General features: G+C 70.6%; 21 protein-coding genes. 9 read left to right on the top strand and 12 right to left on the bottom strand.

The window, feature by feature from the left end:
* Positions 1–78 precede the first annotated feature (78 nt).
* Positions 79–2,463 carry a DNRLRE domain-containing protein gene (locus A3CE_RS0129935; RefSeq protein ID WP_020643785.1) on the top strand — a complete coding sequence of 795 codons (2,385 nt, stop codon included), beginning with the start codon at positions 79–81 and terminating at the stop codon, positions 2,461–2,463.
* A gap of 116 nt (positions 2,464–2,579) precedes the next feature.
* Positions 2,580–2,975: a carboxymuconolactone decarboxylase family protein gene (locus A3CE_RS0129930; RefSeq protein WP_020643784.1), complete on the top strand. Its 396-nt coding sequence runs from the start codon at positions 2,580–2,582 to the stop codon at positions 2,973–2,975.
* Between the two features lie 2 nt (positions 2,976–2,977).
* Here the strand turns inward: A3CE_RS0129930 and A3CE_RS0129925 are convergent, their stop codons facing one another.
* From A3CE_RS0129925 to A3CE_RS0129915, 3 genes are read right to left on the bottom strand one after another with little or no spacing between them, the layout of a single operon-like run.
* Positions 2,978–3,640, bottom strand: coding sequence for a TetR family transcriptional regulator (locus tag A3CE_RS0129925; protein WP_020643783.1), 663 nt, complete (start codon positions 3,638–3,640; stop codon positions 2,978–2,980).
* A 17-nt stretch (positions 3,641–3,657) separates the two neighbouring features.
* Positions 3,658–4,083 (bottom strand): PGPGW domain-containing protein, encoded by a 426-nt coding sequence (locus tag A3CE_RS0129920; RefSeq protein ID WP_020643782.1) that lies wholly within the window; start codon positions 4,081–4,083, stop codon positions 3,658–3,660.
* Positions 4,062–5,510, bottom strand: coding sequence for a serine hydrolase domain-containing protein (locus A3CE_RS0129915; RefSeq protein ID WP_020643781.1), 1,449 nt, complete (start codon positions 5,508–5,510; stop codon positions 4,062–4,064). The genes A3CE_RS0129920 and A3CE_RS0129915 overlap by 22 nt, the downstream gene beginning before the upstream one ends.
* Positions 5,511–5,656: 146 nt before the next feature.
* On the opposite strand from A3CE_RS0129915, the gene A3CE_RS0129910 reads away from it, so the two are divergent.
* Positions 5,657–6,247 (top strand): dihydrofolate reductase family protein, encoded by a 591-nt coding sequence (locus A3CE_RS0129910; RefSeq protein ID WP_020643780.1) that lies wholly within the window; start codon positions 5,657–5,659, stop codon positions 6,245–6,247.
* A gap of 93 nt (positions 6,248–6,340) precedes the next feature.
* Here A3CE_RS0129910 and A3CE_RS0129905 read toward each other — a convergent pair whose 3' ends face one another.
* Together A3CE_RS0129905 and A3CE_RS0129900 are read right to left on the bottom strand one after the other, a co-directional pair.
* On the bottom strand, positions 6,341–6,928 hold the full coding sequence (locus A3CE_RS0129905; protein WP_020643779.1) for an FMN reductase: 588 nt from the start codon (positions 6,926–6,928) through the stop codon (positions 6,341–6,343).
* Positions 6,925–8,016, bottom strand: a complete 1,092-nt coding sequence (locus A3CE_RS0129900) for an LLM class flavin-dependent oxidoreductase (protein ID WP_020643778.1) — start codon at positions 8,014–8,016, stop codon at positions 6,925–6,927. The genes A3CE_RS0129905 and A3CE_RS0129900 overlap by 4 nt, the downstream gene beginning before the upstream one ends.
* 107 nt (positions 8,017–8,123) lie before the next feature.
* On the opposite strand from A3CE_RS0129900, the gene A3CE_RS0129895 reads away from it, so the two are divergent.
* The 3 genes from A3CE_RS0129895 to A3CE_RS0129885 all read left to right on the top strand — a co-directional run bounded on the left by A3CE_RS0129895 (position 8,124) and on the right by A3CE_RS0129885 (position 14,245).
* Positions 8,124–9,542, top strand: a complete 1,419-nt coding sequence (locus tag A3CE_RS0129895; protein WP_026469006.1) for a hypothetical protein — start codon at positions 8,124–8,126, stop codon at positions 9,540–9,542.
* Positions 9,543–9,677: 135 nt separating this feature from the next.
* Complete coding sequence (locus tag A3CE_RS0129890) at positions 9,678–11,729, top strand: DNA gyrase/topoisomerase IV subunit B (protein ID WP_020643777.1); 2,052 nt, start codon at positions 9,678–9,680, stop codon at positions 11,727–11,729.
* 29 nt (positions 11,730–11,758) lie between these two features.
* Positions 11,759–14,245 carry a DNA gyrase/topoisomerase IV subunit A gene (locus A3CE_RS0129885; RefSeq protein ID WP_020643776.1) on the top strand — a complete coding sequence of 829 codons (2,487 nt, stop codon included), beginning with the start codon at positions 11,759–11,761 and terminating at the stop codon, positions 14,243–14,245.
* 55 nt (positions 14,246–14,300) lie between these two features.
* Here A3CE_RS0129885 and A3CE_RS0129880 read toward each other — a convergent pair whose 3' ends face one another.
* On the bottom strand, positions 14,301–15,581 hold the full coding sequence (locus tag A3CE_RS0129880; protein WP_020643775.1) for an RICIN domain-containing protein: 1,281 nt from the start codon (positions 15,579–15,581) through the stop codon (positions 14,301–14,303).
* 162 nt (positions 15,582–15,743) lie between these two features.
* Here A3CE_RS0129880 and A3CE_RS0129875 point away from each other — a divergent pair, with 162 nt between their 5' ends.
* A complete protein-coding gene (locus A3CE_RS0129875) occupies positions 15,744–16,238 on the top strand; it encodes a DinB family protein (RefSeq protein ID WP_020643774.1) in 495 nt (164 codons plus the stop codon).
* A gap of 94 nt (positions 16,239–16,332) precedes the next feature.
* Here the strand turns inward: A3CE_RS0129875 and A3CE_RS0129870 are convergent, their stop codons facing one another.
* The 6 genes from A3CE_RS0129870 to A3CE_RS0129845 form a co-directional block, all read right to left on the bottom strand.
* Entirely contained in the window at positions 16,333–16,827 is a 495-nt protein-coding gene (locus A3CE_RS0129870) for a YbaB/EbfC family nucleoid-associated protein (protein WP_026469005.1), read from the bottom strand.
* Between the two features lie 5 nt (positions 16,828–16,832).
* On the bottom strand, positions 16,833–17,207 hold the full coding sequence (locus A3CE_RS0129865) for a hypothetical protein (RefSeq protein WP_020643772.1): 375 nt from the start codon (positions 17,205–17,207) through the stop codon (positions 16,833–16,835).
* A 4-nt stretch (positions 17,208–17,211) separates the two neighbouring features.
* Positions 17,212–18,336, bottom strand: a complete 1,125-nt coding sequence (locus A3CE_RS0129860) for a C40 family peptidase (protein WP_020643771.1) — start codon at positions 18,334–18,336, stop codon at positions 17,212–17,214.
* The gene (locus A3CE_RS0129855) at positions 18,333–18,668 is read right to left on the bottom strand and encodes a hypothetical protein (protein WP_020643770.1); all 336 of its coding nucleotides are present in this window, start codon (positions 18,666–18,668) and stop codon (positions 18,333–18,335) included. The genes A3CE_RS0129860 and A3CE_RS0129855 overlap by 4 nt, the downstream gene beginning before the upstream one ends.
* Before the next feature lie 110 nt (positions 18,669–18,778).
* Positions 18,779–19,525 (bottom strand): DsbA family protein, encoded by a 747-nt coding sequence (locus A3CE_RS0129850; protein WP_020643769.1) that lies wholly within the window; start codon positions 19,523–19,525, stop codon positions 18,779–18,781.
* Between the two features lie 65 nt (positions 19,526–19,590).
* A complete protein-coding gene (locus A3CE_RS0129845) occupies positions 19,591–20,097 on the bottom strand; it encodes a MauE/DoxX family redox-associated membrane protein (RefSeq protein WP_020643768.1) in 507 nt (168 codons plus the stop codon).
* An 87-nt stretch (positions 20,098–20,184) separates the two neighbouring features.
* Here A3CE_RS0129845 and A3CE_RS0129840 point away from each other — a divergent pair, with 87 nt between their 5' ends.
* Positions 20,185–21,015, top strand: a complete 831-nt coding sequence (locus tag A3CE_RS0129840) for a glutamate ABC transporter substrate-binding protein (RefSeq protein WP_020643767.1) — start codon at positions 20,185–20,187, stop codon at positions 21,013–21,015.
* On the top strand, positions 21,012–23,396 hold the full coding sequence (gene hrpB, locus A3CE_RS0129835) for an ATP-dependent helicase HrpB (RefSeq protein ID WP_020643766.1): 2,385 nt from the start codon (positions 21,012–21,014) through the stop codon (positions 23,394–23,396). Before A3CE_RS0129840 ends, hrpB begins: the two co-directional genes overlap by 4 nt.
* The last annotated feature ends 159 nt before the right edge of the window (positions 23,397–23,555 follow it).

Here is a 23,555-nt window from a genome sequence, read left to right as displayed (position 1 = left end):
ACGCCCCCTGTGCGTGTGCGATAGCGGTATGGCCGTATTCCACGGCCATCAGGTGCACACGCACAGGGGGTGAGCCTTATGGGCTCTCGAAGATCGATCCTGCCCGCCAGAGCGGGCGTCCTCACCATCGTCACGGCGCTGGTCGCGACCGGCACGGCGGTGCTCACCGCCGGTCCGGCCGCGGCGCAGACGGTGACCGAGACCGCGGCTTCGTCGTGGGCCTACGTCGACTCGGCGGCACCGAAGGCGAGCTTCGTCAACCAGGCCGGGAACGCGCCGGTCGGCGCGCACACCTACGCCGGCGGCACGAAACACGTCTTCAAGTCCTACGTCACTTTCGACATCTCCGCGCTGAAGGGCAACCCGCTCGAGCGGGCGTACCTGAGCACCGGCGAAACCGCCGTCACCGACTGCTCCCACCCGCGCACGACCGAGGTCTGGCTGACCGATTCCGCGAAGAAGCCGACCTGGAACAACCAGCCGGCGGAGCTCGTCAAGGCCACCGGCCCGTACATCGACTCTTCGTGCCCTTCGCGGCAGATCACCTGGACGGTCACCGCGGCGGTCCAGGCCGCGCTCGACGCCGGCCGCACCACGGCGACCTTCGTCCTGCGGCTGCCCGACGACCAGCAGAACGACCTGGCACTCGGCCGTGAGTACGACCCGAAGGCGGTGCTCGGCCTCACCTTCGACAAGACGCCGGGCAAGCCGTCCGGGCTGACCGTCAATTACCAGGCGTGCACGGCGAAGCCCCTCGTGGTCTCGAGCCAGGCGCACCTGACCGCGACGGTTACCGACGGCGACGACTCCTACCTCAACGGGGAGTTCGCTTTCTGGCCGGCCGACGCACCGGACCAGCGCCGGACCGTCGGCAACACGGGCATCGGCGTGGACCAGATCTGGGCCGACGTCGACTCGTACCTCACCGAAGGCGTCACCTACGTCTGGCAGGCGCGGGGCAAGGACTACCAAGGCGTCTTCGGGCCGTGGAGCGCGACCTGCAAGTTCACCACCGACTTCACCCCGCCCAAGGCGGCGCCGGTCATCACGTCGCCCGACTACGCGGCCGAGGCGCCGCCCGGATCCGGCGGCACCGGCGTCCCGGGGACGTTCGTCTTCGACGCCAAGGGGGACAAGGACGTCGTCGGGTTCAAGTGGGACGGTGGCTACGCGGCCGCCGACCGCCGCGGCGGCAAGGCGACCGTGCGCTACGCACCCCGCAGCAGCGGGCCGGTGAGCATCAGCGCGGTGTCGGTCGACGCGGCGGGCAACCAGGGGCCGACCGCCGACTACCGGTTCTGGGTCGCGGACAACCAGCCCGGGGTGACCTGCACGCCGTTCGACGACTACGTCGGCGTGACGCGGACGTGCACCTTCACCCCGTACGGCAGCACCCCGGTCACCGGGTACGTCTACCACCTGGGCAACCAGCCGGAAGACACCGTGGCGGCCGGCCCCGACGGGACGGCGACCGTGCAGGTCACCCCGACCGATCCCCAGCTCACCTACCTCCAGCTGGCCGTGCGGGCCCAGCTCGCCACCGGGTACCTGACCGCGGAGAGCAGCACCGCGGTGTGGAGCGAGCCCGGCGAGCCCGAGGTCGAGTCGCTCACCGCGAACCCGACGCAGGGCCTGCCGGCGCAGTTCCGGGTGCACGCCGCGCTGCCCGGGTCGGTCTCGTTCACCTACCACTGGAACGACGAGGACCTGATCACGGTGCCGCTCGACGCCGACGGCACCGCGACCGTGACGGTCACGCCGAAGACGTCGTCGTGGGGTTCGTTCTACGGCTACACGACGACGGCTTCGGGCCAGAACTCCGGCTGGGGCGGGATGAACGTCTCGGTCGCCTCGAACAAGCCGAAGGTGACGAGCGCGGAGTACCCGGAGGGCGGCGACATGACCGGGGCGGTCGGCGTCCCGGGCACGTTCGTGTTCTCCTCGCCCGTGCCGGGCGCGGTGAGCTACACGTACGACTTCAACAACGGGGTGCACGGCACGGTGGCCGCGGGACCGGACGGCACCGCGAGCGTGGTCTTCACCCCGACGCAGAGCTACATCAACAGCATCTGGGTGACCACGAAGTTCGCCGACGGCACGGTTTCCGAGCAGGGCAGCTACACGTTCTACGTCGCCTACTCTTCGCCGCACTTCTCGTGTGACGCCACCGGGTGGTCGGTGGCGCCGGGGCAGCACATCCAGTGCACCCTGACGCCGGTCCAGGTGAACCTGGCCACCTACGGCTACCGGGTGGACTCCGGCCAGGAGACCACCCTGGCGCCGGGGTCCGACGGCACGGCGACGTTCGCCTTCGACGTGCCCGCGGACGCCCACAGCGGCTCCTACGTCCAGCTTCGGGTGTGGAGCACGAACACCGCCGGCACCAAGTCGGACGAGTCGGGCACCAGCTTCTACGTCTACGTGAACACCGGTGCTTCGGCCCGGGGCGCGACGGCGGTCTGACCCCCCGTGACGGCCACCGCGGCAGCCCGCCGTGGTGGCCGTCACGCTGGACCTGGAGCGCGCTCCAGCCCCTAACGTCGGTTCCGGCAGCGACGAATTGGGGAAAGGAACCCGGCATGACCGACGAGCGCTTCGAACGTGGCCTCAAGACCCTGACCGAGATCGACGGCGAGGGCGGGCAGCGCGTCCTCGACAACCTCGCCGACGTCTCCCCCGCGCTGGCCGAAGCCGTGGTGTCGTGGGGGTTCGGCGAGATCTACTCCCGGCCCGGCCTGCCGCCGCGCGAGCGCCAGCTCGTCACGCTCGGCATGCTCACCGCGCTCGGCGGGTGCGAGCCGCAGCTGGAGGTGCACGTCAACGCGGCGCTCAACGTCGGGCTCACGCCGGCCGAGATCGTCGAGGCGCTGCTGCACTCGGCTGTCTACTGTGGATTCCCGAAGGCACTCAACGCGACCTTCACGGCCAAGAAGGTCTTCGGCGAGCGCGGGCTGCTGCCGGTGACCGCGGACTGAGCTCACCGGCCGCGGGCGACGAGACCGGCCAGCAGGTTCGTGAGCGTCTCCCCGAGCCCGGCCGCGAACACCGGTGGCTCGCCCAGCTCGGCGGCCGCGGCCGCGACAGCCGCCGTCGGGTTGGCGTGGGGCCACGACCCGGACACCAGCACCAGGACACCGCGGGCGAAGTGGCGGGCCCCCTCGGCCGGCAGCTCCGGAATCCGGTCGCGGACCAGGGTCCCGAGCCGCTCGGTGTTCGCGGCCACGCGGCGTTTGAAGCCGCGGGCGAAGTCCACCGGGATGTTGCGCTCCAGCACCGGCGCCGTCGAGCTGATCAGCTCGCACAGCAACGGCCGTTCGGCGAGCGTCCGCGCGATCGTGCCGGCGACTCGTTCTTCCCGCGCGAAGCCGGCTTCCGCCGGGCCGGGCTCGTCGAGCGCCTTCTCGAGGTCGTCGAGCCACGCCGTCCACACGCCGTCGAGGACCTCGAGGAAGATCGCCTCGCGGCTGTCGAAGTACCGGAGCACATTGGACTTCGCGAGCCCGACCTGGCAGCTGAGCTCCCGCAGGCTGATGTCGGCGACCGGCCGCCGGTCGAGCAGCTCCTTCGCGGCCGCGAGGATCGCGGCGCGGCGGGCCTCGACCTGCTCGGGCCGGCGGGCTCGCTGGAATCCGGCGCTCATGGCGCCGACGTTACCGGTCAGTCGGTGGCGGCCTTCGTCCCGCTTTCCCGGCGCGACTTGACGCGGTGGTAGCTCCAGCCCAGCAGCGCGAAGAGGATCACCGACGACAGGATCAGGCTCGATCCGGTGCTCCAGCCGCTGAACGGCAGCGACTTCACCGTGGCCCAGACGATCCCCGCCGCCAGCAGCGCCAGCCCGGCCAGCACCGAGCCGGCGATCCGCAGCGGCGAGGACACGCTGTCCTCGGCCGCCTTCATCGCGCGGTCGCGCACCGGGTCGACGTACCGCTCGAGCGCCGGGAACTCCGACGCCAGCAGCAGCAACCCGGCGAGCACCAGCAGCAGCCCCGGCCCGGGCAGCACGAGCAGCAGCACCCCGACCACCAGCAGGATGGCACCGGCCACCACGACCAGGACCCGCTTCATCCGCTTTCCGAGCCCCACGCGACCACTCCTGTCGTTTCGACCGATTCTTCCCGTCGCGGCCGCTGTCTGCCACTCACCAGAGCCGATACCCGCGTTACGACCACCACTAACGCACAGAGCGTCATCGATCCGAGCCAGATCACGAGACCCGGCCAGACGTGCAGGATCTGCCCGAAGGTGCCCTGGCGCCCGGCGAACACGAAGCTCATCAGCTCCGGGAGCAGCACGAGAGCCAGACCGGGCAGCAGATACGGCAGCAGCCGCAGGCCCGTCCGCCACGGGCTCGTCCGGCGCGCAGCCCATCGTCGCGCGTGGACCACGCCGAGTGCCGCGAGCAGCACCGACAGCAGGATCAGGCCGGCGAGGACCCGGTCCGCGACCACCCCGGCGGGCAGCGCGGGTTCCGGCGAGCCACCCTCCAGCAGCGTCGCCAGCCCCCGCGCCAGCGTTTCGGCGTCGTTGTCCAGCGCCAGGCCGGTGTTGGCGAGCACGGCGACGCCGTAGCCGCCGGGCAGCAGGAGCTGCGCGGCGGTGTGGCTGAACCACTCGCCGGTGTGGGACAGCCGTCCGGGGCTTCCGGCCCGCCAGCCCAGCGCGTAGTCACGACCGGGTGCCGGGGTGTGCGCCAGCGCGACCGAGGACGGCGACAGGGCGCCACCGCCGTCGCGCTGCGCGATCAGCCAGCGTGCCAGGTCCTCCGCGGTGCTCTGCACGCCGTGGCTGCCGCCGGTGAACCAGTCCGCTTCAGGCACCGGGACCTCGAACCCGAAGGCCCGCACGTAGCCCGGCGAGAGATCCGCGGGCGGCTCGTCCACGGTCGTGCTCGACGTCATCCCGAGCGGGGTGAACAGCCGCGTCCGCAGGTACTCCGCGAACGGCTGCCCGGCGACCACCTCGACGATCCGGGCGGCGGCTTCGTAGTTCGGGTTGTGGTAGTGGAACTTCGTCCCCGGCTCGCCGGCGAGCCGCGCGTCACGCAGGCGGGCGACGGCCTCGGCGAGGCTGTGCGGCTGCGGGAGCTTCAGGTCGGGGAACGCGGAGTCGGCCATCCCGGACGTCTGGTCCAGCAGCATCCGGACGGTGATCCGGGCGCCGCGCGGATCGGCGAGCCGGAACTCCGGCAGGTACCGCGTCACCGGCTCGTCGAGCCCGAGCCGGCCGGCCTCGGCCAGCTGCAGCACCGCGAACGCCGTCATGGACTTGCTCAGCGACGCGATCGGCAGCCGGGTCGACGCGGTGATCGGCGTGCCGGCCGCGTCGTGTCCGTAGCCGGCGACGCGGACGACGTCGGCGCCGTGGGTGATGGCAACGGCGGCCCCGGGCAGCCCGGTGTGGTCGAGGTAGGCGCGGACGTAGCCGTCGACGTCCGGCGCGGGCGCCGCCGCGGCAGCGGGGGTCGCGGTGCCGAGCAGCAGGGCCGCGAGCACGAGGAAGAGCCTGGTCATGGGGCAAAACTAGGCAGCGCGCCCGGCCGCTGTCGGCTGCCGGACGACGTCCGCCACCCCCTACTTTCGGCACCTTTCTTGACGGCGTGCCCATTCGGACTTATATTCAACTTATCGGTTGATAAACAGATTGGTTGAGAACTGACATGACGGTCGTCGCCAGCTTCTGCATGTCGCTCGACGGGTACGTGGCACGGCCCGACGACAGCGTCGGACCGCTGTTCGACTGGTACACCGCGGGCGATGTCGAACTGCCGATGGTCGGCTACCCGACCACCTTCCGCGTCGCTCCGGCCAGCGCTTCGTACCTGCGTTCCTTCCTGGAATCGGTGCGCGGTTCTGCTTTTGTGTGCGGTCGTCGCGTGTTCGACTACACCCACGGCTGGGGCGGGAGCCCGCCCGGCGGTGGGCGGGCTTTCGTCGTCACGCACCGGCCGCCGCCTTCCTGGTCCTCCGAGAATCTCGCGCCGTTCACTTTCGTTTCCGATGTCGCGAGCGCTGTCGAGCAGGCCAAGGCCGCCGGGGACGGGACTGTGGGGGTTTCCGGGCCCAGCATCGCCCAGCAGTGCCTGAACCTGGGCCTGCTCGACGAGCTGAGGATCGACCTGGTCCCGGTGTTCCTCGGCGAAGGAGTCCGCTATTTCGAAAACATCGGCTCGGACAAGTCTCCACTGGAACGCGTCGAGGTCGTCGCGGGCGAGGGTGTCACGCACCTGCACTACCGCGTCCACCACTGACGATTCCACAGTGGACATTCCCCGGGTTCGTGAAGGCCACCTTGAGGAACTTAGAGTTCCTCAAGGTGGCCTTCACGAACTTGCGATGAGTGCCTACTCCCCCGCCGAGGCGAGCAGCTGCTCGAAGGGCACGAACTCCGGCCCAGCCGCAACGGCCGGCCGCCCGGCAGCGAGGGAAGCCAGCTCGGCCCCGGCCTTCTCGATCCGCCGCTGCAAGGCACCCTCCCCGCTACCCCAGTCCGACGAAGCCGCATACACACCCGTCGCCACCGGGTCCGCCTTCAGATACCCGAACAACGGCCGCAGCTGATAGTCCAGCACCAGTGAGTGCCTTTCCGTCCCGCCCGTTGCCGCGAGCAGGACCGGCTTGCCCACCAGGGAATCCGCGTCCAGCACGTCGAAGAACGACTTGAACAACCCGCTGTAGCCCGCCGTGAACACCGGCGTCACCGCGATCAGCGCGTCCGCGCCCGTCACCGTTTCGATCGCCGTCCGCAGCTGCGGGCTCGGAAACCCTGTCAGCAGGTTCTTCGTGATGTCCAGCGCTATGTCGCGCAGCTCCACCACCGAAACCGAGACCGGCGACCCGGCCGCGGCGACCGTCGCCGCGGCCAGGCGGTCCGCCAGCAGGCGGGTCGAGGACGGGACCGACAGCCCCGCCGTCACCGCTGCGAGTTTCATACCGAAGCCTCCACCGAAGCCGAAGCTGCCTTCAGCGACTCGTGCGTCGGCGCCTCCGGCACGTGCGCCGGCCGCAGCGAATCGAGTTCCTTGCGCAGCACCGGGATCACCTGCTCGCCCAGCAGGTCCAGCTGCTCCAGCACCGTCTTCAGCGGCAGGCCGGCGTGGTCCATCAGGAACAGCTGACGCTGGTAGTCGCCGAAGTGCTCGCGGAAGGTCAGCGTCTTGTCGATGACCTCCTGCGGGCTGCCGACCGTCAGCGGTGTCTGGTCGGTGAACTCCTCCAGCGACGGCCCGTGCCCGTACACCGGCGCGTTGTCGAAGTACGGCCGGAACTCGCTCCGCGCGTCCTGGGACTTCGGCCTGATGAACGCCTGCCCACCCAGGCCGACGATCGCCTGGTCCGCCGCCCCGTGGCCGTAGTGCTCGTAGCGCTGGCGGTAGAACCCGATCAGCTGCTGGAAGTGGGAGGTCGGCCAGAAGATGTGGTTCGCGAAGAAGCCGTCGCCGTAGTACGCGGCCTGCTCGGCGATCTCCGGGCTGCGGATGGAACCGTGCCAGACGAACGGCGGCACGCCGTCCAGTGGCCGCGGTGTCGACGTGAACCCCTGCAGCGGGGTGCGGAACTTGCCCTCCCAGTCGACCACGTCCTCGCGCCACAGCTTGCGCAGCAGCGCGTAGTTCTCGATGGCCAGCGGGATGCCCTGGCGGATGTCCTGGCCGAACCACGGGTAGACCGGGCCCGTGTTGCCGCGGCCCATCATGAGGTCGACGCGGCCCTCGGCGAGGTGCTGCAGCATCGCGAAGTCCTCGGCGATCTTCACCGGGTCGTTCGTGGTGATCAGCGTCGTCGACGTCGACAGGATGATCTTGGACGTCTGCGCCGCGATGTAGCCCAGCATCGTCGTGGGCGACGACGGGACGAACGGCGGGTTGTGGTGCTCGCCGGTCGCGAAGACGTCGAGGCCGGCCTCCTCCGCCTTGAGCGCGATGCGGACCATCGCCTTGATCCGCTCGTGCTCACTGGGCGTGGTGCCGTTGGTGGGATCGGTCGTGACGTCGCCCACCGTGAAGATTCCGAACTGCATGACCTGCTCCCTTCGCGAGCACCATCTTACATGCACGTTCAACTACTTCCAAGCAAGAGATATTCCGGTCGTCAGGCCCTGGGAAGGCACCGGCTAAGGTCAAGGACATGGACGCGGAGCTCGCTCGGCTGGGTTTGGCAGAACGTTCGGTACGACTACTCGCCGGTCGCGACATCTGGGCCTCGATCACCCCCTTGCTCGCCCCGCGCCGGAACCTGGTGGCCGCCTTCGGTCACGTCGGTCCCGGCGCGGCGGCCCTGCTGCCGTTGCAACCCGGCGACACGCTGATCACGGACGCGAGCCTGGACACGGTGCTGTCCGGCGCGACGAGCCCGCACGCGCTGCTGCACTGGGTCAAGGCGGGCGTGATCGTGCACTCGCTGCGGGGGCTGAACGCGAAGCTGGTGATCGCCGAGGACGACCCGTCGTTCGTCGTGGTCGGCTCGGCCGACGTCAGCGCCGCCGGCCCACGGCAGCTGTTCGAGGCCGTCACGCTCTCCCACGAGCGGCAAACCGTCGAGGAGGCCCAGGAGGCCTGGCTCGAGTGGTGCGACCTCGCGGGCCCCTCGCTGACCGCCGGCGACCTCGAACCGCTGCTGGAGCAGTACGGCGCCGGCAAGCTGGTCACCGCCCGCCCGGCCGCGACCCGGCCCGCCGCCGCGCCCGCCCGGCCGGTGGTGACCAGCCGTCCGGTGACGCCGGTCCGGCCCGCGGCCGCGACGCCGCCGCCCTCCCCGGTGCGCCCTGCCGCTCCCGCACCGTCGCCGGTCCGCCCGGCCGCGCCGCCCGCTTCCCCGGTTCGCCCCGGTGTTCCGGAGAGCCCGGCCGGCAGCACGCCTCCCGCCGTGCCCACGGCCCCCAGCGCGCCGCTGCCCGCCTCCGCCGCCCAACCAGGCCCCGAGCAGCCGGAAGAGCTCGAAATCCCGGACACGGCCACTCCGGCCGCCACCGCGGAACCGGTTGCAGCCGAGCCGGACGCCCCCGAAGACACCGAAGACACCGGAGCCGCCGTGGACACCGACGTGCCCCGGCCGTCGTGGCCGCGACCGGCCGAGCTGTACCTGGTCAGCCTCGTCGAAGGCGGCGAACCGAACGCCGAGGCCGCGTACCGGCTCGAAGAGCTGCAGCGCGAATACACCCACCCGGGCGAGGACGGCGAATCACCGTTCCGCGTCGAGCTGCTCTGGGCCGACGACGGCCAGGGCCAGGACCCGCCGCGCACGCTCCGCGCGGGCGTGCACGTGATCCCCGTCTACAGCCAGAAGCAGGGCCGGCCCCTCGTCGGGTCGCGGATCGAGGCCCCCGGTCTCGTCCTGCAGGCGTACATCGACGAGTTCGCGTACCCCCGCCGTACGTACTGCTACGTCCTGACCCGGCAGTCGGCCGCCAAACCGGCCTTCGGCGACCTCCGGAAGGCCCTCGCCGCGATCGGCGAGAAGCCGAACTTCCGGAACAGCTTCCAGGTCCCGCGGAAGATCGAAGCCCTGCTGGGCCTGTGGCCCGACCTGGGCTACGACCCCCGCTGACGGGCGGCGCACGCCACTCCGGGAACGGGAGCGCGCGGAAACTGTCAGGGTGGGCGGATATCCTGCAGTACGGTGCAGGCCAAGTCCGCACCACCACCAGCACTTTCGCGAGCCACGATCCGGGAGAACGACCCTGTGACTGCCGAGACCTTGTACGGGGCCGACGACCTGACGCATCTCGAGGGTCTCGAAGCCGTCCGCAAACGACCCGGGATGTACATCGGCTCCACCGACAGCCGGGGCATCAACCACCTCTTCTCCGAGGTGGTGGACAACTCCACGGACGAAGGCGTCGCCGGCCACGCGACGAAGGTCGTCGTCACGCTGCACGCCGACGGCAGCGTCCAGGTGGACGACGACGGCCGCGGCATCCCGACCGGCACCCACGCCAAGTCCGGTTTGTCCGGCGTCGAGCTGGTGCTGACGCGCCTGCACGCCGGCGGCAAGTTCGGCGGCTCCGGCTACAAGACCTCCGGTGGCCTGCACGGCGTCGGCGCTTCGGCGGTCAACGCGCTGTCGCACCGCTTCGACGTCACGGTGAAGCAGGACGGCAAGGTCCACCAGATGTCGTTCAAGCACGGCGTCCCTGGCACGTTCGACGCGCCGGGCCCGAAAGCGAAGTTCACCCGCCGGTCCGGGCTGAACCTCACCGGCAAGATGAAGCGCGGCGAGCGCAGCGGCACGTCGATCCGCTACTGGTACGACGCGCGCTACTTCGAGTCCGGCGCGGCGCTCGACGTCGAAGGCGTCCGGGCCAAGCTGCGCAACACCGCCTTCCTCGTCCCGGGCGTCACGTACGTGCTGCGCACCGCGATCGAAGACACGATCAACGAAGAGACCTTCCACTTCCCGCACGGCCTGGTCGACATGGTCGACTTCCTCTCGCCCTCGGGCGAGAAGCCGGTCTGCGGCACGCTGCTGATCACCGGTGAGGGCACGTACAAGGAGAACGCGGCCGACGCCGCCGGCGTCATGCAGTCCAATGTGGAGCGTCACGCCGAGGTCGAGGTGGCGCTGCGCTGGGGCACCGGCTACGAGCGCACGGTCGAGTGCTTCACCAACACGATCCGCAACGTCCACGGCGGCACCCACCGCCGCGGCTTCGACCGCGCGATGGCGAAGGCGGTGCAGGACGCGATCTCCAAGACCCGCGGGCTGCTCAAGCCCAAGGAGGACATGCCGACGATCGAGGACGTCCTCGAGGGCATGACGGCCGTGGTGCACGTCCGGCTGCCGGAACCGCAGTTCACGTCGCAGACCAAGGACGAGCTGTCCACCGCCGGGATCACCCGCGTCCTCCAGGGCATCGTCGACAAGCACGTCAAGGCCTGGACCGAGGATCGCAAGACCAAGTCCGAGGCGAAGGTCGTGCTGCAGAAGGTGGTCGACGCCTCCCGCGTCCGGCTCACCCAGAAGCAGCAGAAGGACGCCGCCCGGCGCAAGACCGCGCTCGAAGGCGCGGCGATGCCGCCGAAGCTGGTCGACTGCCGCACCACCGGCGTCGCCCGCAGCGAGCTGTTCCTGGTCGAGGGCGACAGCGCGCTGGGGTCGGCGCGGATGGCGCGCGTGTCCGAGTACCAGGCGCTGCTCCCGCTGCGCGGCAAGATCCTCAACGTCCAGAAGGCGTCGCTGGGCGACACGCTGAAGAACGCCGAGATCGCGTCGATCGTCCAGGTCCTGGGCGCGGGCACCGGGCGCACGTTCGACCTGACGACGATGCGCTACGGCCGGGTGATCCTGATGGCCGACGCCGACGTCGACGGCTCGCACATCCGCACGCTGCTGATCACGCTGTTCGCGAAGTACATGCGGCCGGTGATCGAGGACGGCCGGCTGTACGCGGCGATGCCGCCGCTGCACAAGCTCGTCACGAAGGGCCGCAACCCGGAGACGCACTTCACCTTCACCCAGCGGGAGATGGAGCAGAAGTTCGCCGAGCTGGAGCGGGCGGGCAAGAGCATCGTCACGCCGGTGCCGCGGTTCAAGGGCCTCGGCGAGATGGACGCCGACGAGCTGTGGGAGACCACGATGAACCCGGCGACGCGCTCGGTCCGCCGCATCACCATGGACGATGCCGAAGCCGCCGAGGGCGCGCTGGAACTGCTGATGGGCGAGAAGGTCGAGCCCCGGCGGAACTGGCTGGTCGCCTCCTCCGACCGGGTCGACCGCGAAGCCATCGACGCCTGAGTTTTTCGTAGCTACCAAGGAGTTCTGCCGTGGCACGCCGCAAGGGCACCACCACCAAGGTCGATCCGAGCGCGTTCGACGCCGCCGGGGCGCAGGTCTTCGAGAACCCGCTGAAGACCGAGATCGAAGACTCCTACCTGGAGTACGCGTACTCGGTCATCCACTCGCGCGCCCTGCCGGACGCGCGGGACGGGCTCAAGCCGGTGCACCGCCGGATCCTGTACTCGATGAACGAGAACGGCTACCGGCCGACGCACGCGTACGTGAAGTCGTCGCGCGTGGTCGGTGACGTGATGGGCAAGTACCACCCGCACGGTGACGTCGCGATCTACGACGCGATGGTGCGGCTGGCGCAGGACTTCTCGCTGAACGTCCCGCTGATCGACGGCCACGGCAACTTCGGTTCGCCCGACGACGGCCCGGCCGCCTCGCGGTACACCGAAGCCCGCATGTCGCCCGAGGCGATGCAGCTGGTCGGCGAGCTCGGCGAGGACACCGTCGACTTCCGGCCGAACTACGACGGTTCGCTCGAAGAGCCGTCCGTGCTGCCGGCGGCGTTCCCGAACCTGCTGGTCAACGGCACGTCCGGGATCGCGGTCGGGATGGCGACCAACATGATCCCGCACAACCTCGGCGAGGTCATCGCCGCGGCGCGGTGGCTGATCACGCACCCGTCCGCGACGCTCGACAAGCTGATGGAGTTCGTGCCAGGGCCCGACCTGCCGACCGGCGGCAAGCTGCTGGGCCTCGACGAGGTGCGCCGCGCCTACGAGACCGGCCGCGGCGTGGTCCGGATGCGCGCGAGCGTCGAGACCGGGCCCCTCGAGGGCAGCCGCGGGCGGCAGGCGATCACCGTCACCGAGCTGCCCTACGGCGTCGGGCCGGAGAAGGTGATCGAGAAGATCACCGACGAGGTCAACAAGTCCAAGCGGCTCACCGGCATCGCCGACGTCAAGGACCTGACCGACCGCGAGAACGGTACGCGGCTGGTCATCGAGTGCAAGGTCGGCGTCAACCCGCAGGCGCTGCTGGCCGACCTCTACCGGCTCACGCCGCTGGAGCAGTCGTTCGGCATCAACAACCTGGTGCTCGTCGACGGCCAGCCGCAGACGCTGGGCCTGAAGGAGCTCCTGGAGGTCTTCCTCCGGCACCGCTACGAGGTCGTCACGCGGCGGACGAAGTACCGGCGCCGCAAGCGCGAAGAGCGGCTGCACCTGGTCGACGGCCTGCTGATCGCGCTGCTGAACATCGACAAGGTGATCCGGCTGATCCGCGAGAGCGAGAACGCCCAGGCCGCGAAGGACGGCCTGATGACGCGCTTCAAGCTCTCGGAGATCCAGGCGACCTACATCCTGGACACGCCGCTGCGCCGGCTGACCAAGTACGACCGGCTGGAACTGGAGTCGGAGCAGGAGCGGCTGCGCGAGGAGATCGCGGAGCTGACCAAGATCCTCGACGACGAGTCGGTGCTGAAGAAGCTCGTCTCGTCGGAGCTGGCGAAGGTCGCGAAGGACTTCACGACCGAGCGCCGCACCGCGCTGATCGACGGCGACCTGAAGGAGGTCCTGGCCGCGTCGAAGCCGTCCGGGCCCCTCGAAGTCGCGGACGACCCGTGCCAGGTGATCCTCTCGGCGACCGGGCTGGTGGCGCGTACCGCGGCCGAGTCCGAAGAAGCGACCGAGACGCGCCGCCGCAACGGCCGCGTGAAGCACGACGCGGTGGCGGCGCTGGTCCACACGACCGCGCGCGGGCAGATCCTGCTGGTGACCAGCCGCGGCCGGGCGTTCAAGACGGACGTGCTTCCGCTGCCGGTGCTGCCCGAGCAGGCCGGCACGGTCTCCCTGCGCGGCGGCATGGCGGCGAAGGAACTGGTGCCGTTGGAGAAGGGCGAGACGGTCGTCGGGATCGCGCCGCTGGGCGAGCAGGCGGCGGGCTCGCCGGGCCTGGCGCTCGGCACCCGGGCCGGCGTCGTGAAGATCTGTTCGCCGGAGTGGCCGGTCCGCTCGGACGAGTTCGAGGTGATCTCGTTGAAGGACGGCGACGAGGTCGTCGGCGCGACATGGCTGGCGGACGGCTCGGAGACGCTGGCGTTCGTGTCGTCGGAGGCGTCACTGCTGAAGTACGCGGCGTCCCTGGTCCGCCCGCAGGGCCTGAAGGGCGGCGGCATGGCCGGCATGAACCTGACCGCGGGCGCGTCGGCGGTGTTCTTCGGCGCGGTCCGCACCGACGACGACGAGCACGGCGAGCCGATGGTGATCACCGCGACGGGCCAGAGCGTGAAGGTGACGCCGTTCAGCGAATACCCGGCGAAGGGCCGCGCGACGGGCGGGGTCCGGGCCCAGCGGTTCCTCAAGGGCGAAACGGCGCTGCGGGTGGCGTGGATCGGCCCGCGCCCGGCGGCTGCGGCGCGCAACGGAGACCCGGTGGAACTGCCGGAGATCGACGTCCGCCGCGACGGCTCGGGCCACGCCCACCCCGGCCCGGACGTGGTGGGTCACCTCATCGAACGCGACTGATCGTGAAGGCCACCTTGAGGAACTTCAAGTTCCTCAAGGTGGCCTTCACGATCCGCTAGGCGACCTTGAACGACTGAGCGGCGCTGCCGCTACAGGCCGCCTGGACCAGCTGGACGCTGTCCGCGGTGGACGAGCCCGGCACGGTCAGGCACTTGCCGCTGTGGCGGGCGACGAAGTGGTAGTACCCGCTGCCTTCCGAGACCGGCTGCCACTGCTGGTTGTTCCCGCCGCTGTAGGACCACAGCTGCAGCCCGGCGTTGTCCGCGGTCGAGACGTCGGTGACGTCGATGACCTCGGCGGCGTTCGTCCGGTTGGTGATCCGGTCGTAGCCGCCGCCGGCCGGAGCGAACTGGTACTGCTGCGCCGCGGTGCCGTTGCAGGTGTACTGCTGGATCACCGTGCCGTTGGCGCTGCCGGCCGCGCGGGCGTCGACGCACTTGCCGGACGCCTTGTTCGTCACCGCGTACCAGGCCGCGGGGTCGATCGTGCCCGGGTCGGTCGGCCCGGTCGAGCCGCCACCGAGCCACTTCAGGCCGTCGAGCACGAACCGGTTCTGGTCGGCGCTCTCGAACGTCGACGACAACGCAGTGTTCGTCTCGTAGTTCATCGCGTTGTGGCCGAAGTTGGCGTAGAGCATCTTGTAGTTCTTGTTCGTCCACGCGATCGGGTAGTAGCCGCTGTACCAGGTCTGGTTCGGGTCGGTACCGATCGGGAACGTGGACTGGTCCATCGACGCGAGGATGGCGATGTTGCTGTTCTGGCGCAGGTCGTTCTGCCACGCGTACCACTCCGACGTCGACGACCGGATCGTCGCCGGCAGGTTCGCCGTCGACGGGTGGGTGCGGTTCTCGATCTTCAGCGTCTCCGGGGTCGGGCCCCACGTGTTCGACGTGAACCGGCCGGTGCCGAGGAAGTCGTTGTGGAACCAGTTCGCGTACGACGGCGTCGAGCTGTCGTTGTAGGCGGTGACGTGGAAGCCGAAGAACCCGCCACCGGCCTGCATGTAGCTCTGGAAGCCCTGGAACTGCGCGGCCGACTGCGGCTGGTCGTCGAAGAACATCACGACGTCGGCGGTGGCCTTGGTGAGGCTCGTGAGCCGGTTCCAGTCGGTCGTCGACGAGTAGGTGTAGCCGTTGGCCGCCGCCTGCTGGGCGAACCAGACTCCTGCTTCCTTTTCGAAGCTGATGTGTGCGGCGTCGTAGGTGCCGCTGTAGAACGCGAGCACCTTGAACGGCGTCGCGGCGTGCGCGGGTTCCCCGGCCGGGCTACCCAGGGCGAGCCCCAGGCAGGCGGCGAAGAACGCCAGGATCCGGATCAGCGGACGGCGGGTTCTCATCGCGGTTTCCTTCCGGCCGGCCTGATGGGTCGAAAATTCACGCCTTGAATTAATACAGGGACATTGGTGTTTGGTCCAGACCTTTGCGGGATCTGGGGTGCCGATCAGCGGGATTCCGGCTTCCGGTCAGGTCCTGACCTGATTCGGTTCTACGGTTCCGCCATGACTCGCGAACACGAAGAACTCCTGGGCCTGCTGACGGAAGTCCGCTCGCGATTGCTGATCCCGGTCCGCGGCCTCACCGACGCCGAAGCGGCCAAGCGCACGACGGTCAGCGAGCTGACCCTGGGCGGCCTGATCCGCCACCTGGCGACGGGCGAGCGCATGTGGCTGCAGGTCCTGCGCAACGCCGACGGCTCGCTGCCGGACGGCATGCTGAACACGGCGCAGTACTCGATGAGCGAGACGCTGTCGCACTGGCTGTCGGCCTACGAGGTCGCGGCGGCGGAAACCGATGCGTACGTGACTTCGCTGCCTTCGCTGGACGTGGAGGTGCAGCTGCCGACAACGCCGTGGTCGCCCCCGGAACCCCGGTTCTGGTCGGCGCGGCGGATCGTCCTGCACCTGATCCACGAAACGGCCCAGCACGCGGGCCACGCGGACATCATCCGGGAATCGCTGGACGGCGCGAACTCCACGGCCCAGCTCGGCGCCTGACCCGAAGCCCGGCACTGTGGACAAGCCGAGCCTCATCGGCCGAGAGCGCCCGGAACTGTCGGTGCCCTCCGGTAGCGTGGAAAACGGGGGCTGCTCAGCGATCCGAGCGCAGCGAAGCCGGGTCGAAGGTCTCCCAGTACGCGTCCTCGTCCTCCGAGGAAGACGAAGGCGCGGGCGCCGGCGATGAAGACCCGAGCCGCTCGGCCCGCAGCCGCTGGAACTCCTCGACCGTCATGCCCGGGTCGTCGTCCTCCGCGCGGGCCGGCGCCGGTACTCCCGTCATCTGCTCGATCATGGCCGTCATGTCCTCGCCGAGCAGCAGCGCGACCTTGTTGTAGCCGTCCTGGGTCGCCTCGCGCATGGCCGCCTGGGCGATCTCCACCACCAAGGGCCCCAGGCGGTCGCCCAGGTCCACCGCCGACGGTGCCAGCCACAGCCGCAGCAGCTTGCCGCGGGCGTCGACGGTGACCTCGACCTGGCCGTCGATGTCGTGGGCCGTGCCGGACGCCGACGCGAGCAGCTCCTCCACCCGGGCCATCGCCTCTTCGCGGGCCCGGGCCTGGGCGATCAGCTGACGAGTCGTGATCACCTCGGTCACCTTCCGTACGAGTAGGTCTCGGCGTCCGGGTCGTCGTCCGGGATCGCCTCGTAGCCCAGGGTTTCCAGCTGCGACGCGTCCACGACCGGAGCCAGCGCGTGGTACATGCGATCACCCGCGCGCCGGGTCGCGCGCTGGGCCAGCTCGAAGATCCGGTCGGCGATCACCGCCGACCCGTGCCGCAGCGCCGACCGGTGGATCGTCACGCCGGTCAGCAGCCCGCCCGGCGCGACCTGGACCTCGATGCCGTCGGCCTCCGCCTTGCCCACCACCGGGCCGGACCGGGCCAGGCGCGCCGAGACCTCCGTGCCCGCGCGCGATGCCTGCTCGGCGATCCGGGCGGAAGCCAGCTCGATGTCGAAGTCAGTCAAGGAATCACCCCGTCGGACGGTAGAAGCCGATGAACGACTGCCCCGCGTTCGTGGTGCGGATCTTGCTGATCTGCACCGGGTCGCCGGCCTCGACCATCTGGCCGTCGCCGATCACCATCGCCACGTGGCCGGACCATACGACGAGGTCGCCGGGCAGCAGCTGGTCGATCGAGGGCACCTCGGCCCCGACCGTCTGCTGCGCCGCCGTCCGCGGCAGCTGCAGCCCCGCGTCCTGGTACGACGTCATCGTCAGCCCGCTGCAGTCCAGGCCGACGCCCCGCGCTGTCCCGCCCCAGACGTACGGCACGCCGAGCTGCGAAAGCGCGTTGCGCACGGCCTTGGCCGCGGTCTCGTTCGGCGCCATGACCTGCTTGCCGCCGGGCAGGTTGATCGCGACGCCCGAGCCGGGCTGCGGCGGGATCGCGACCGGCAGCCGCGGCTTGTGCACGGTGCCGCCGCCACCGCCGCCTCCCCCACCGCCGCCGCCCCCGCCGTCCGAGCCGCCGCCGGAGTAGCCACTGTTGCTGTTGAACGACGAACCGACCTTCGTCGAGGGCGAGGCGGACGAAGCCGACGTCGTCTGCTCGCCGCCGAGCCGGGTGCCGATGTCGGTGAGCTGGTTGATCGTCTGCTCGCTGAACGTCGCGGCCTGGCCGGTCAGCTGACCGATCTTCGTCTGCAGCTTCATCAGGATGTCGCGCGACGCGGCCGCGCGGCTTTCCGGCGGCTGGATGGTCTTCACCGCTTCCAGCGCCTTCATCGACGCCGAAATCTCCTTGATGATCCGGTCGCGGACCTGGTCGTTCTTGATCTCGCCGACGTGCAGCGTCTCGGCCGCCTCGGAGACGGCCTTCTCGATCTCGGCGCTCTCGTCGAGGAGGTCCTGGACCTCTTTCTCCAGGTTCTCCGACGTCGCGGTGGCGCGGTCGGTCGTCGAGCCGGAACTGGCGGAAGCGAGGGTGACGCGCTGGGTGGAGGCGTGGTCGCGGGTCTGCCCCACCGACGTCTGGAGGGCGACGTGGGCGTCCCGCGCGCCGGTGATGGCGGCCGGGTCGTGCCGCAGCTTCCGCGCGAACTGGTTCGTGTGGTCCAGGCCGTGCCGGACGAGCTGGTCGGTGTGCTCGGTCACGCGTCGCCACCGAGCCGCCGGACGACGTCGCCGTGCTCGGCTTCGACCGCCGTGTAGTTGCGGTCGGTCTGCCGAGCGGCTTCGCCGACCTGCCGCCAGCCGCCGCCGACGCGGTGCAGCTTCTCCTGCAGCGCACGCATCCGGCCGCTGTAAGCCCCGGAGAAGCCGGACTCGCCGCCCATTTCCGAGAACCCGTGCCCGTCGAGCGTCACGTGCGGGCCGACGTGCTTCTCGGCCGCGCCCTTGACGTCTTCACCGAGCGGGTCGACTTCACGCGCGTAGCGTGTGTACGCGCCGTCGTCGACGTGAAACCCCGAATGCGAACCGTCCACTGGCCCTCCCTGTCACCGGCGGTGCGACGTGCGCGCGGCACCCCCGGTTCCCCTTTTGCGGAATTCAGCCTAGTCCACGGTCCGTACCCGAGTGGGCGAATTGCCCGGAGTCAGCCGAGGACCTTCTTGAGCCAGTCCGGGTCCTGCCAGGACACGACCGAGCCGTTCGCGGTGACCGTCGGCGTGCCGAAACCGCGCTGCCCGCTGCCGAAGTCCTGCGCCAGCTTCGGGTCGTTTTCGATCTGCTGGAACGCGGCGTCGACCTGCTGGTCGTAGGTGCCGGCGTTGACGGTCTGGGCGAACGCCGGGTCGGTGATCCCGACGTTCTTGCCGAGTTCGATCAGCTGCGTCTTGTCGTAGCCGCGCTTGCCCTCTTCGGGCTGGTTGGCGAACAGCGCGTCGTGGAACTGGAGGAACTTGCCGGCGTCGGCCGCGGCCAGCGCCGCGTTCGCCGAGTCGAGCGAGTAGCCCGGCGGGCTGGAACGCTGGTTGAGCAGCGGCACCATGTGGTAGCGCACCTGCAGCTTGCCGTCGTTGACGGCTTGCTCGATCTCGCTCTTGTACTGCTTCTCGAACTCGCCGCAGATCGGGCACAGGAAGTCGGCGTAGACGTCGATCGAGGCCTTGGCGCCGGTCTTGCCCACGGTGACGACCACGCCGTCGCGCTTCTGCGTGACGCCCGAAGCCGGCGCGCTCGTCGTCTCGCCGGGGTTGATGATCTGCCCCTTGGTTTTGTTCCGGTCCGAGATCGTCCAGAGCACGCCGCCGATGACGAGCGCGGCCACGACGACCACGGCGCCGATCCCGATGATCCACTTCCGCCGGTCGCCGGACGCCCCCCTGGCCTGCGCGACCACCTTCGGACCGGCCTGTGCGGCCTGACGACGCTTCCGAGCGGTCCGCTCAGCTCCACCCACTGTGATCAGTCCCCTTCCGCGATACCCGAGTAGTCGTGTTCGGGCTCGCCCGAGTTCCCGCGACCTCGCGCCAGCCAGCCGTCGATCGACAGCCAGGTGCGCGGCCGCGCCAGCAGCCAGGCGGCCAGCAGCGCGAACCCCGTGTCGCGGAGGATCTCCTGCGGGTACGCCGTCTGCCCCGCCGCCACCTGGCCCCCGCCGCCGAAGCACCCGCAGTCGATGCTCAGGCCGCGCGCCCACGATTGGGCGATCCCGGCGATGAGCACGAGCAGCAGCCCCAGCGCAGCACCGGCGGCCCACCGGGTCGCCAGACCCGCGAGCAGGAACAGCCCGAGCACGAGTTCGACCAGCGGCAGCGCGATGGCCACCACGTTTTCGAGTGCGTCCGGCAGCACGTCGTACGCCTGCACGGCGATCAGCGTCTGCCCGGGATCCGCCAGCTTCAGCGCACCGGAAACGAGCCAGACGGCCGCCAGCCCGAGCCGGGCGAGCGTGCCGACGGTGTTCAGCACGGGTTGGGACGGTCGCACCACACACTTAGGCTATCGGGGGGACCTGAGAACTTCGTGAAGCAGGACAGCGGCGGAGGGAGCGGCTGGATGCGGTGGCGCGCGCTCCTCGGCTCGGCGTTGCTCCTGGTCACGGTGTCGGCGTGCGGGCCGAGCCGGGTCTCGCCCACCGATTCGGTGGTCACCCGGGCGAGTGCCACGGATCACCTGACCATCGGTATCCGGTTCGACTCGCCGGGGCTTTCGGAGCACACCGTGGACGGCCGGTTCGTCGGGTTCGACGTCGATGTCGCCACTTTCGTGGCTTCGGAACTGGGCGTCGCGGCGAAAGACATCACCTGGCGCGAGACGACGTCGGCGACGCGCGAAACGGACCTCACCTCCGGTGCGGTCGACCTGGTCGTGGCGACGTACTCGATCACCGACAAGCGCAAGCAGCTCGTGGCGTTCGCCGGCCCGTACTTCACCACCGGCCAGGACCTGCTGGTCCGCCGGACGTCGGCCGACATCAGCGGCCCGGAGGCGCTCAACGGGCGGCGGCTGTGCTCGGTCACCGGCTCGACGCCGGCCCAGCAGGTGAAGGACAAGTTCGCCCAGGCCGTCCAGCTGGTCGAGTACCCGCGGTACTCCGACTGCGTGACCGCGCTGCTCGCCGGGCAGATCGACGCGGTCACCACGGACGCGGTCATCCTGGCCGGCTACGTCACGCGCGACCCGGAGCTGCTGAAGGTCGTCGGGAAGCCGTTTTCGAAGGAGAACTACGGCATCGGCCTGCGCAAGGGTGACACCCAGGGTGTGTCCGCGGTCGACGACGCGATCCGGAGGATGATCTCCTCCGGTGAATGGCTGCGCTCGCTCAACGCGAACATCGGCCCGTCCGGCTACCAGCTGCCCGCACCCCCCGAGGTCACCCGGAAGTGAAGCTCCCCGACCTGCCGGTCCGGTCCGTGCTGCCCGACGTCGTCGCCGCGCTCGACGCGCACGGCGCCGCGGTACTCGTCGCGCCGCCCGGCACGGGAAAAACGACGCTGGTCCCGCTGGCACTGGCTTCGGCCGGTGAAGGCCGGGTCGTGGTCGCCGAGCCGCGGCGGCTGGCGGCGCGGGCCGCGGCGGCGCGAATGGCGGCGATCCTCGGGGAGCCGGTCGGCGAAACCGTCGGGTACGCCGTGCGCGGCGACCGCAAGGTGTCCTCGCGGACCCGGATCGAGGTGGTGACGTCGGGGCTGCTGGTGCGGCGCGTGCAGGGCGACCCGGAGCTGCCCGGCGTCTCGACGGTCCTGCTCGACGAGTGCCACGAGCGGCACCTGGACGCGGACCTGCTGCTCGCGCTGCTCCTCGACGTCCGCGCCGGGCTGCGCGAGGACCTCCGGCTGCTGGCGACGTCGGCGACGGTCGCGTCCGGACGGCTCGCGGCCCTGCTCGGCGACGCCCCGGTCGTGACGGCGACCGCGCGGACCTACCCGGTGACCTTCTCGTACCTGCCGCCCGCGCGCGGCGAGCGCGTCGAGGCCACGGTGGCGCGCGCGGTGCGGACGGCACTGTCCGAAGGGGACGGTGACGTGCTCGCTTTCCTGCCTGGAGCGGGCGAGATCGCACGGACTTCGGGACTGCTGCGAATGTCTGATGTGGACGTCTTACCGCTGCACGGGAGGCTGTCGGCGGCGCACCAGGACGACGCGCTGCGGCCGCGTGACCGGCGCCGGGTCGTGCTGGCGACGGCGGTGGCGGAGTCGAGCCTGACGGTGCCGGGCGTGCGCGCGGTCGTGGATTCCGGGCTGGCGCGCGTGCCGCGGGTCGACCACCGGCGCGGGCTGCCCGGCCTGGCCACGGTGCGGGTGTCGGCGGCGGTGGCCGCGCAACGTTCCGGCCGCGCGGGCCGGGAGGCGCCCGGGCAGGCTTATCGCTGCTGGGCGCAGCACGAGCAGGCGACGTTGCCGGCGTACCCCGAGCCGGAGATCCGCACGGCCGAGCTGGCCCGGCTGGCCTTGGAGCTGGCGTGCTGGTCGACCCCCGACGGCAGCGGCCTGTCCTGGTGGGACCCGCCGGGCGAGGGCGCGCTGGCGGCGGGGCGGTCGTTGCTGGCGACGCTCGGCGCGACGGACGCTTCGGGAGCGGTCACCCCACGCGGACGGCGGATGGCCGAGCTGGGCCTGCACCCGCGGCTGGCCCGGGCGTTGCTGGACGGCGCTTCGGAAGTGGGCGCCCAGAACGCGGCGGAAGTGGTGGCGCTGCTGGACGCGGGCGGCACGCTGACCGACGTGGAGGCGGAGCTGCGCCGGCTGCGCTCGGCGGGAGACGAGGGCGCGCGCCGCTGGAAACGCGAAGCGCAACGCCTCGCCAAGCTCGTGACCGGCGAAGGAAAGCGGGATCCCGCGCTGGTCGTCGCCCTCGCCCATCCCGAACGGCTCGCCCGGCGCCGTCCGGGCGGCGCTCCCGTCTATCTCATGGCCGGGGGCACCGCGGCCGAGCTCCCGGCCGGCAGCGGGCTCGACGCCGAATGGCTGGCGATCGCCGAAGCCACCCGTGATCCCGGCCGCGCGCACGGCACCATCCGCCTCGCCGCGGCAGCCGACGAGCGCCTGGCCATCCGGGCCGCACCCACCCTTCTGTCCGAAGTGGACGAAGTCACTTGGGACGGCGACGTCGTCGCGCGGCGCGTCCGCAGGCTCGGTGCCATCACCCTGTCCGAGAAGCCGCTCAAGAACGCCGACGTCCGCGACGCTCTCGTGACCGGTCTCCGCGAGAACGGTCTCGGCCTCCTGAAGTGGAGCGAGACCGCGACTCGCCTCCGGGAGCGAATGGCGTTCCTCCACCGGGCACTCGGGAAACCGTGGCCGGCGGTGGACGACGCCACCTTGCTGTCCGATGTGGACAGCTGGCTCAATCTCGGCGGTGCCCGCCGGAAAGCCGATCTCGCCGCCATCGACGCGGGCACGGCGTTGAAGGCCCTCCTTCCCTGGCCGGAAGCCGCCAAGCTGGACGACCTCGCCCCCGACCGCCTCGAAGTCCCGTCGGGCTCCCGCATCCGCGTCGACTACCGCGGCGACCAGCCCGTCCTGGCCGTGAAACTCCAGGAAACCTTCGGCTGGAACGAAACATCGGCGATCGCCGGTGTCCCGGTCGTGCTGCACCTGCTCTCCCCGGCCGGCCGCCCGGCGGCGATCACCGCCGACCTCGGGTCCTTCTGGACGAGCGGCTACCCGGCGGTGCGCGCCGACCTGCGCGGCCGCTACCCGAAGCACCCGTGGCCGGAGGATCCCGCCACCGCCGTCCCGACCCGGCACACCCGCCGCCGCGGCTGACCCGGACTCGGCCCCGATCACCGGTCTGTATCGAAACGGTTCCCTTCGGTAACGTGGAACACCCCCCGCGCGACTTCGATGGGCGGCACGGGGCCCGGGGCACCCGGGCAGAGGGAGGTACGGTGGCGACGGCGAGGGCGGGCGAGCGGCACGGGGTGA

The sequence above is a fragment of the Amycolatopsis balhimycina FH 1894 genome (genome assembly GCF_000384295.1).
GTDB classification, from domain to species: domain Bacteria; phylum Actinomycetota; class Actinomycetes; order Mycobacteriales; family Pseudonocardiaceae; genus Amycolatopsis; species Amycolatopsis balhimycina.
The sequence above is the reverse complement of the archived record's forward strand: the minus strand, read 5'-3'. Positions and strand labels throughout refer to the sequence as shown.

What these genes read in the sequence shown, in the direction of transcription:
- A3CE_RS0129840 (WP_020643767.1), top strand. Translation starts at nt 20,185, where the DNA reads ATGCGGTGGCGCGCGCTCCTCGGCTCGGCGTTGCTCCTGGTCACGGTG.
- A3CE_RS0129925 (WP_020643783.1), bottom strand. Translation starts at nt 3,640, where the DNA reads ATGAGCGCCGGATTCCAGCGAGCCCGCCGGCCCGAGCAGGTCGAGGCC.
- A3CE_RS0129915 (WP_020643781.1), bottom strand. Translation starts at nt 5,510, where the DNA reads ATGACCAGGCTCTTCCTCGTGCTCGCGGCCCTGCTGCTCGGCACCGCG.
- A3CE_RS0129910 (WP_020643780.1), top strand. Translation starts at nt 5,657, where the DNA reads ATGACGGTCGTCGCCAGCTTCTGCATGTCGCTCGACGGGTACGTGGCA.
- A3CE_RS0129895 (WP_026469006.1), top strand. Translation starts at nt 8,124, where the DNA reads ATGGACGCGGAGCTCGCTCGGCTGGGTTTGGCAGAACGTTCGGTACGA.
- A3CE_RS0129900 (WP_020643778.1), bottom strand. Translation starts at nt 8,016, where the DNA reads ATGCAGTTCGGAATCTTCACGGTGGGCGACGTCACGACCGATCCCACC.
- A3CE_RS0129880 (WP_020643775.1), bottom strand. Translation starts at nt 15,581, where the DNA reads ATGAGAACCCGCCGTCCGCTGATCCGGATCCTGGCGTTCTTCGCCGCC.
- A3CE_RS0129875 (WP_020643774.1), top strand. Translation starts at nt 15,744, where the DNA reads ATGACTCGCGAACACGAAGAACTCCTGGGCCTGCTGACGGAAGTCCGC.
- A3CE_RS0129935 (WP_020643785.1), top strand. Translation starts at nt 79, where the DNA reads ATGGGCTCTCGAAGATCGATCCTGCCCGCCAGAGCGGGCGTCCTCACC.
- A3CE_RS0129905 (WP_020643779.1), bottom strand. Translation starts at nt 6,928, where the DNA reads ATGAAACTCGCAGCGGTGACGGCGGGGCTGTCGGTCCCGTCCTCGACC.
- A3CE_RS0129930 (WP_020643784.1), top strand. Translation starts at nt 2,580, where the DNA reads ATGACCGACGAGCGCTTCGAACGTGGCCTCAAGACCCTGACCGAGATC.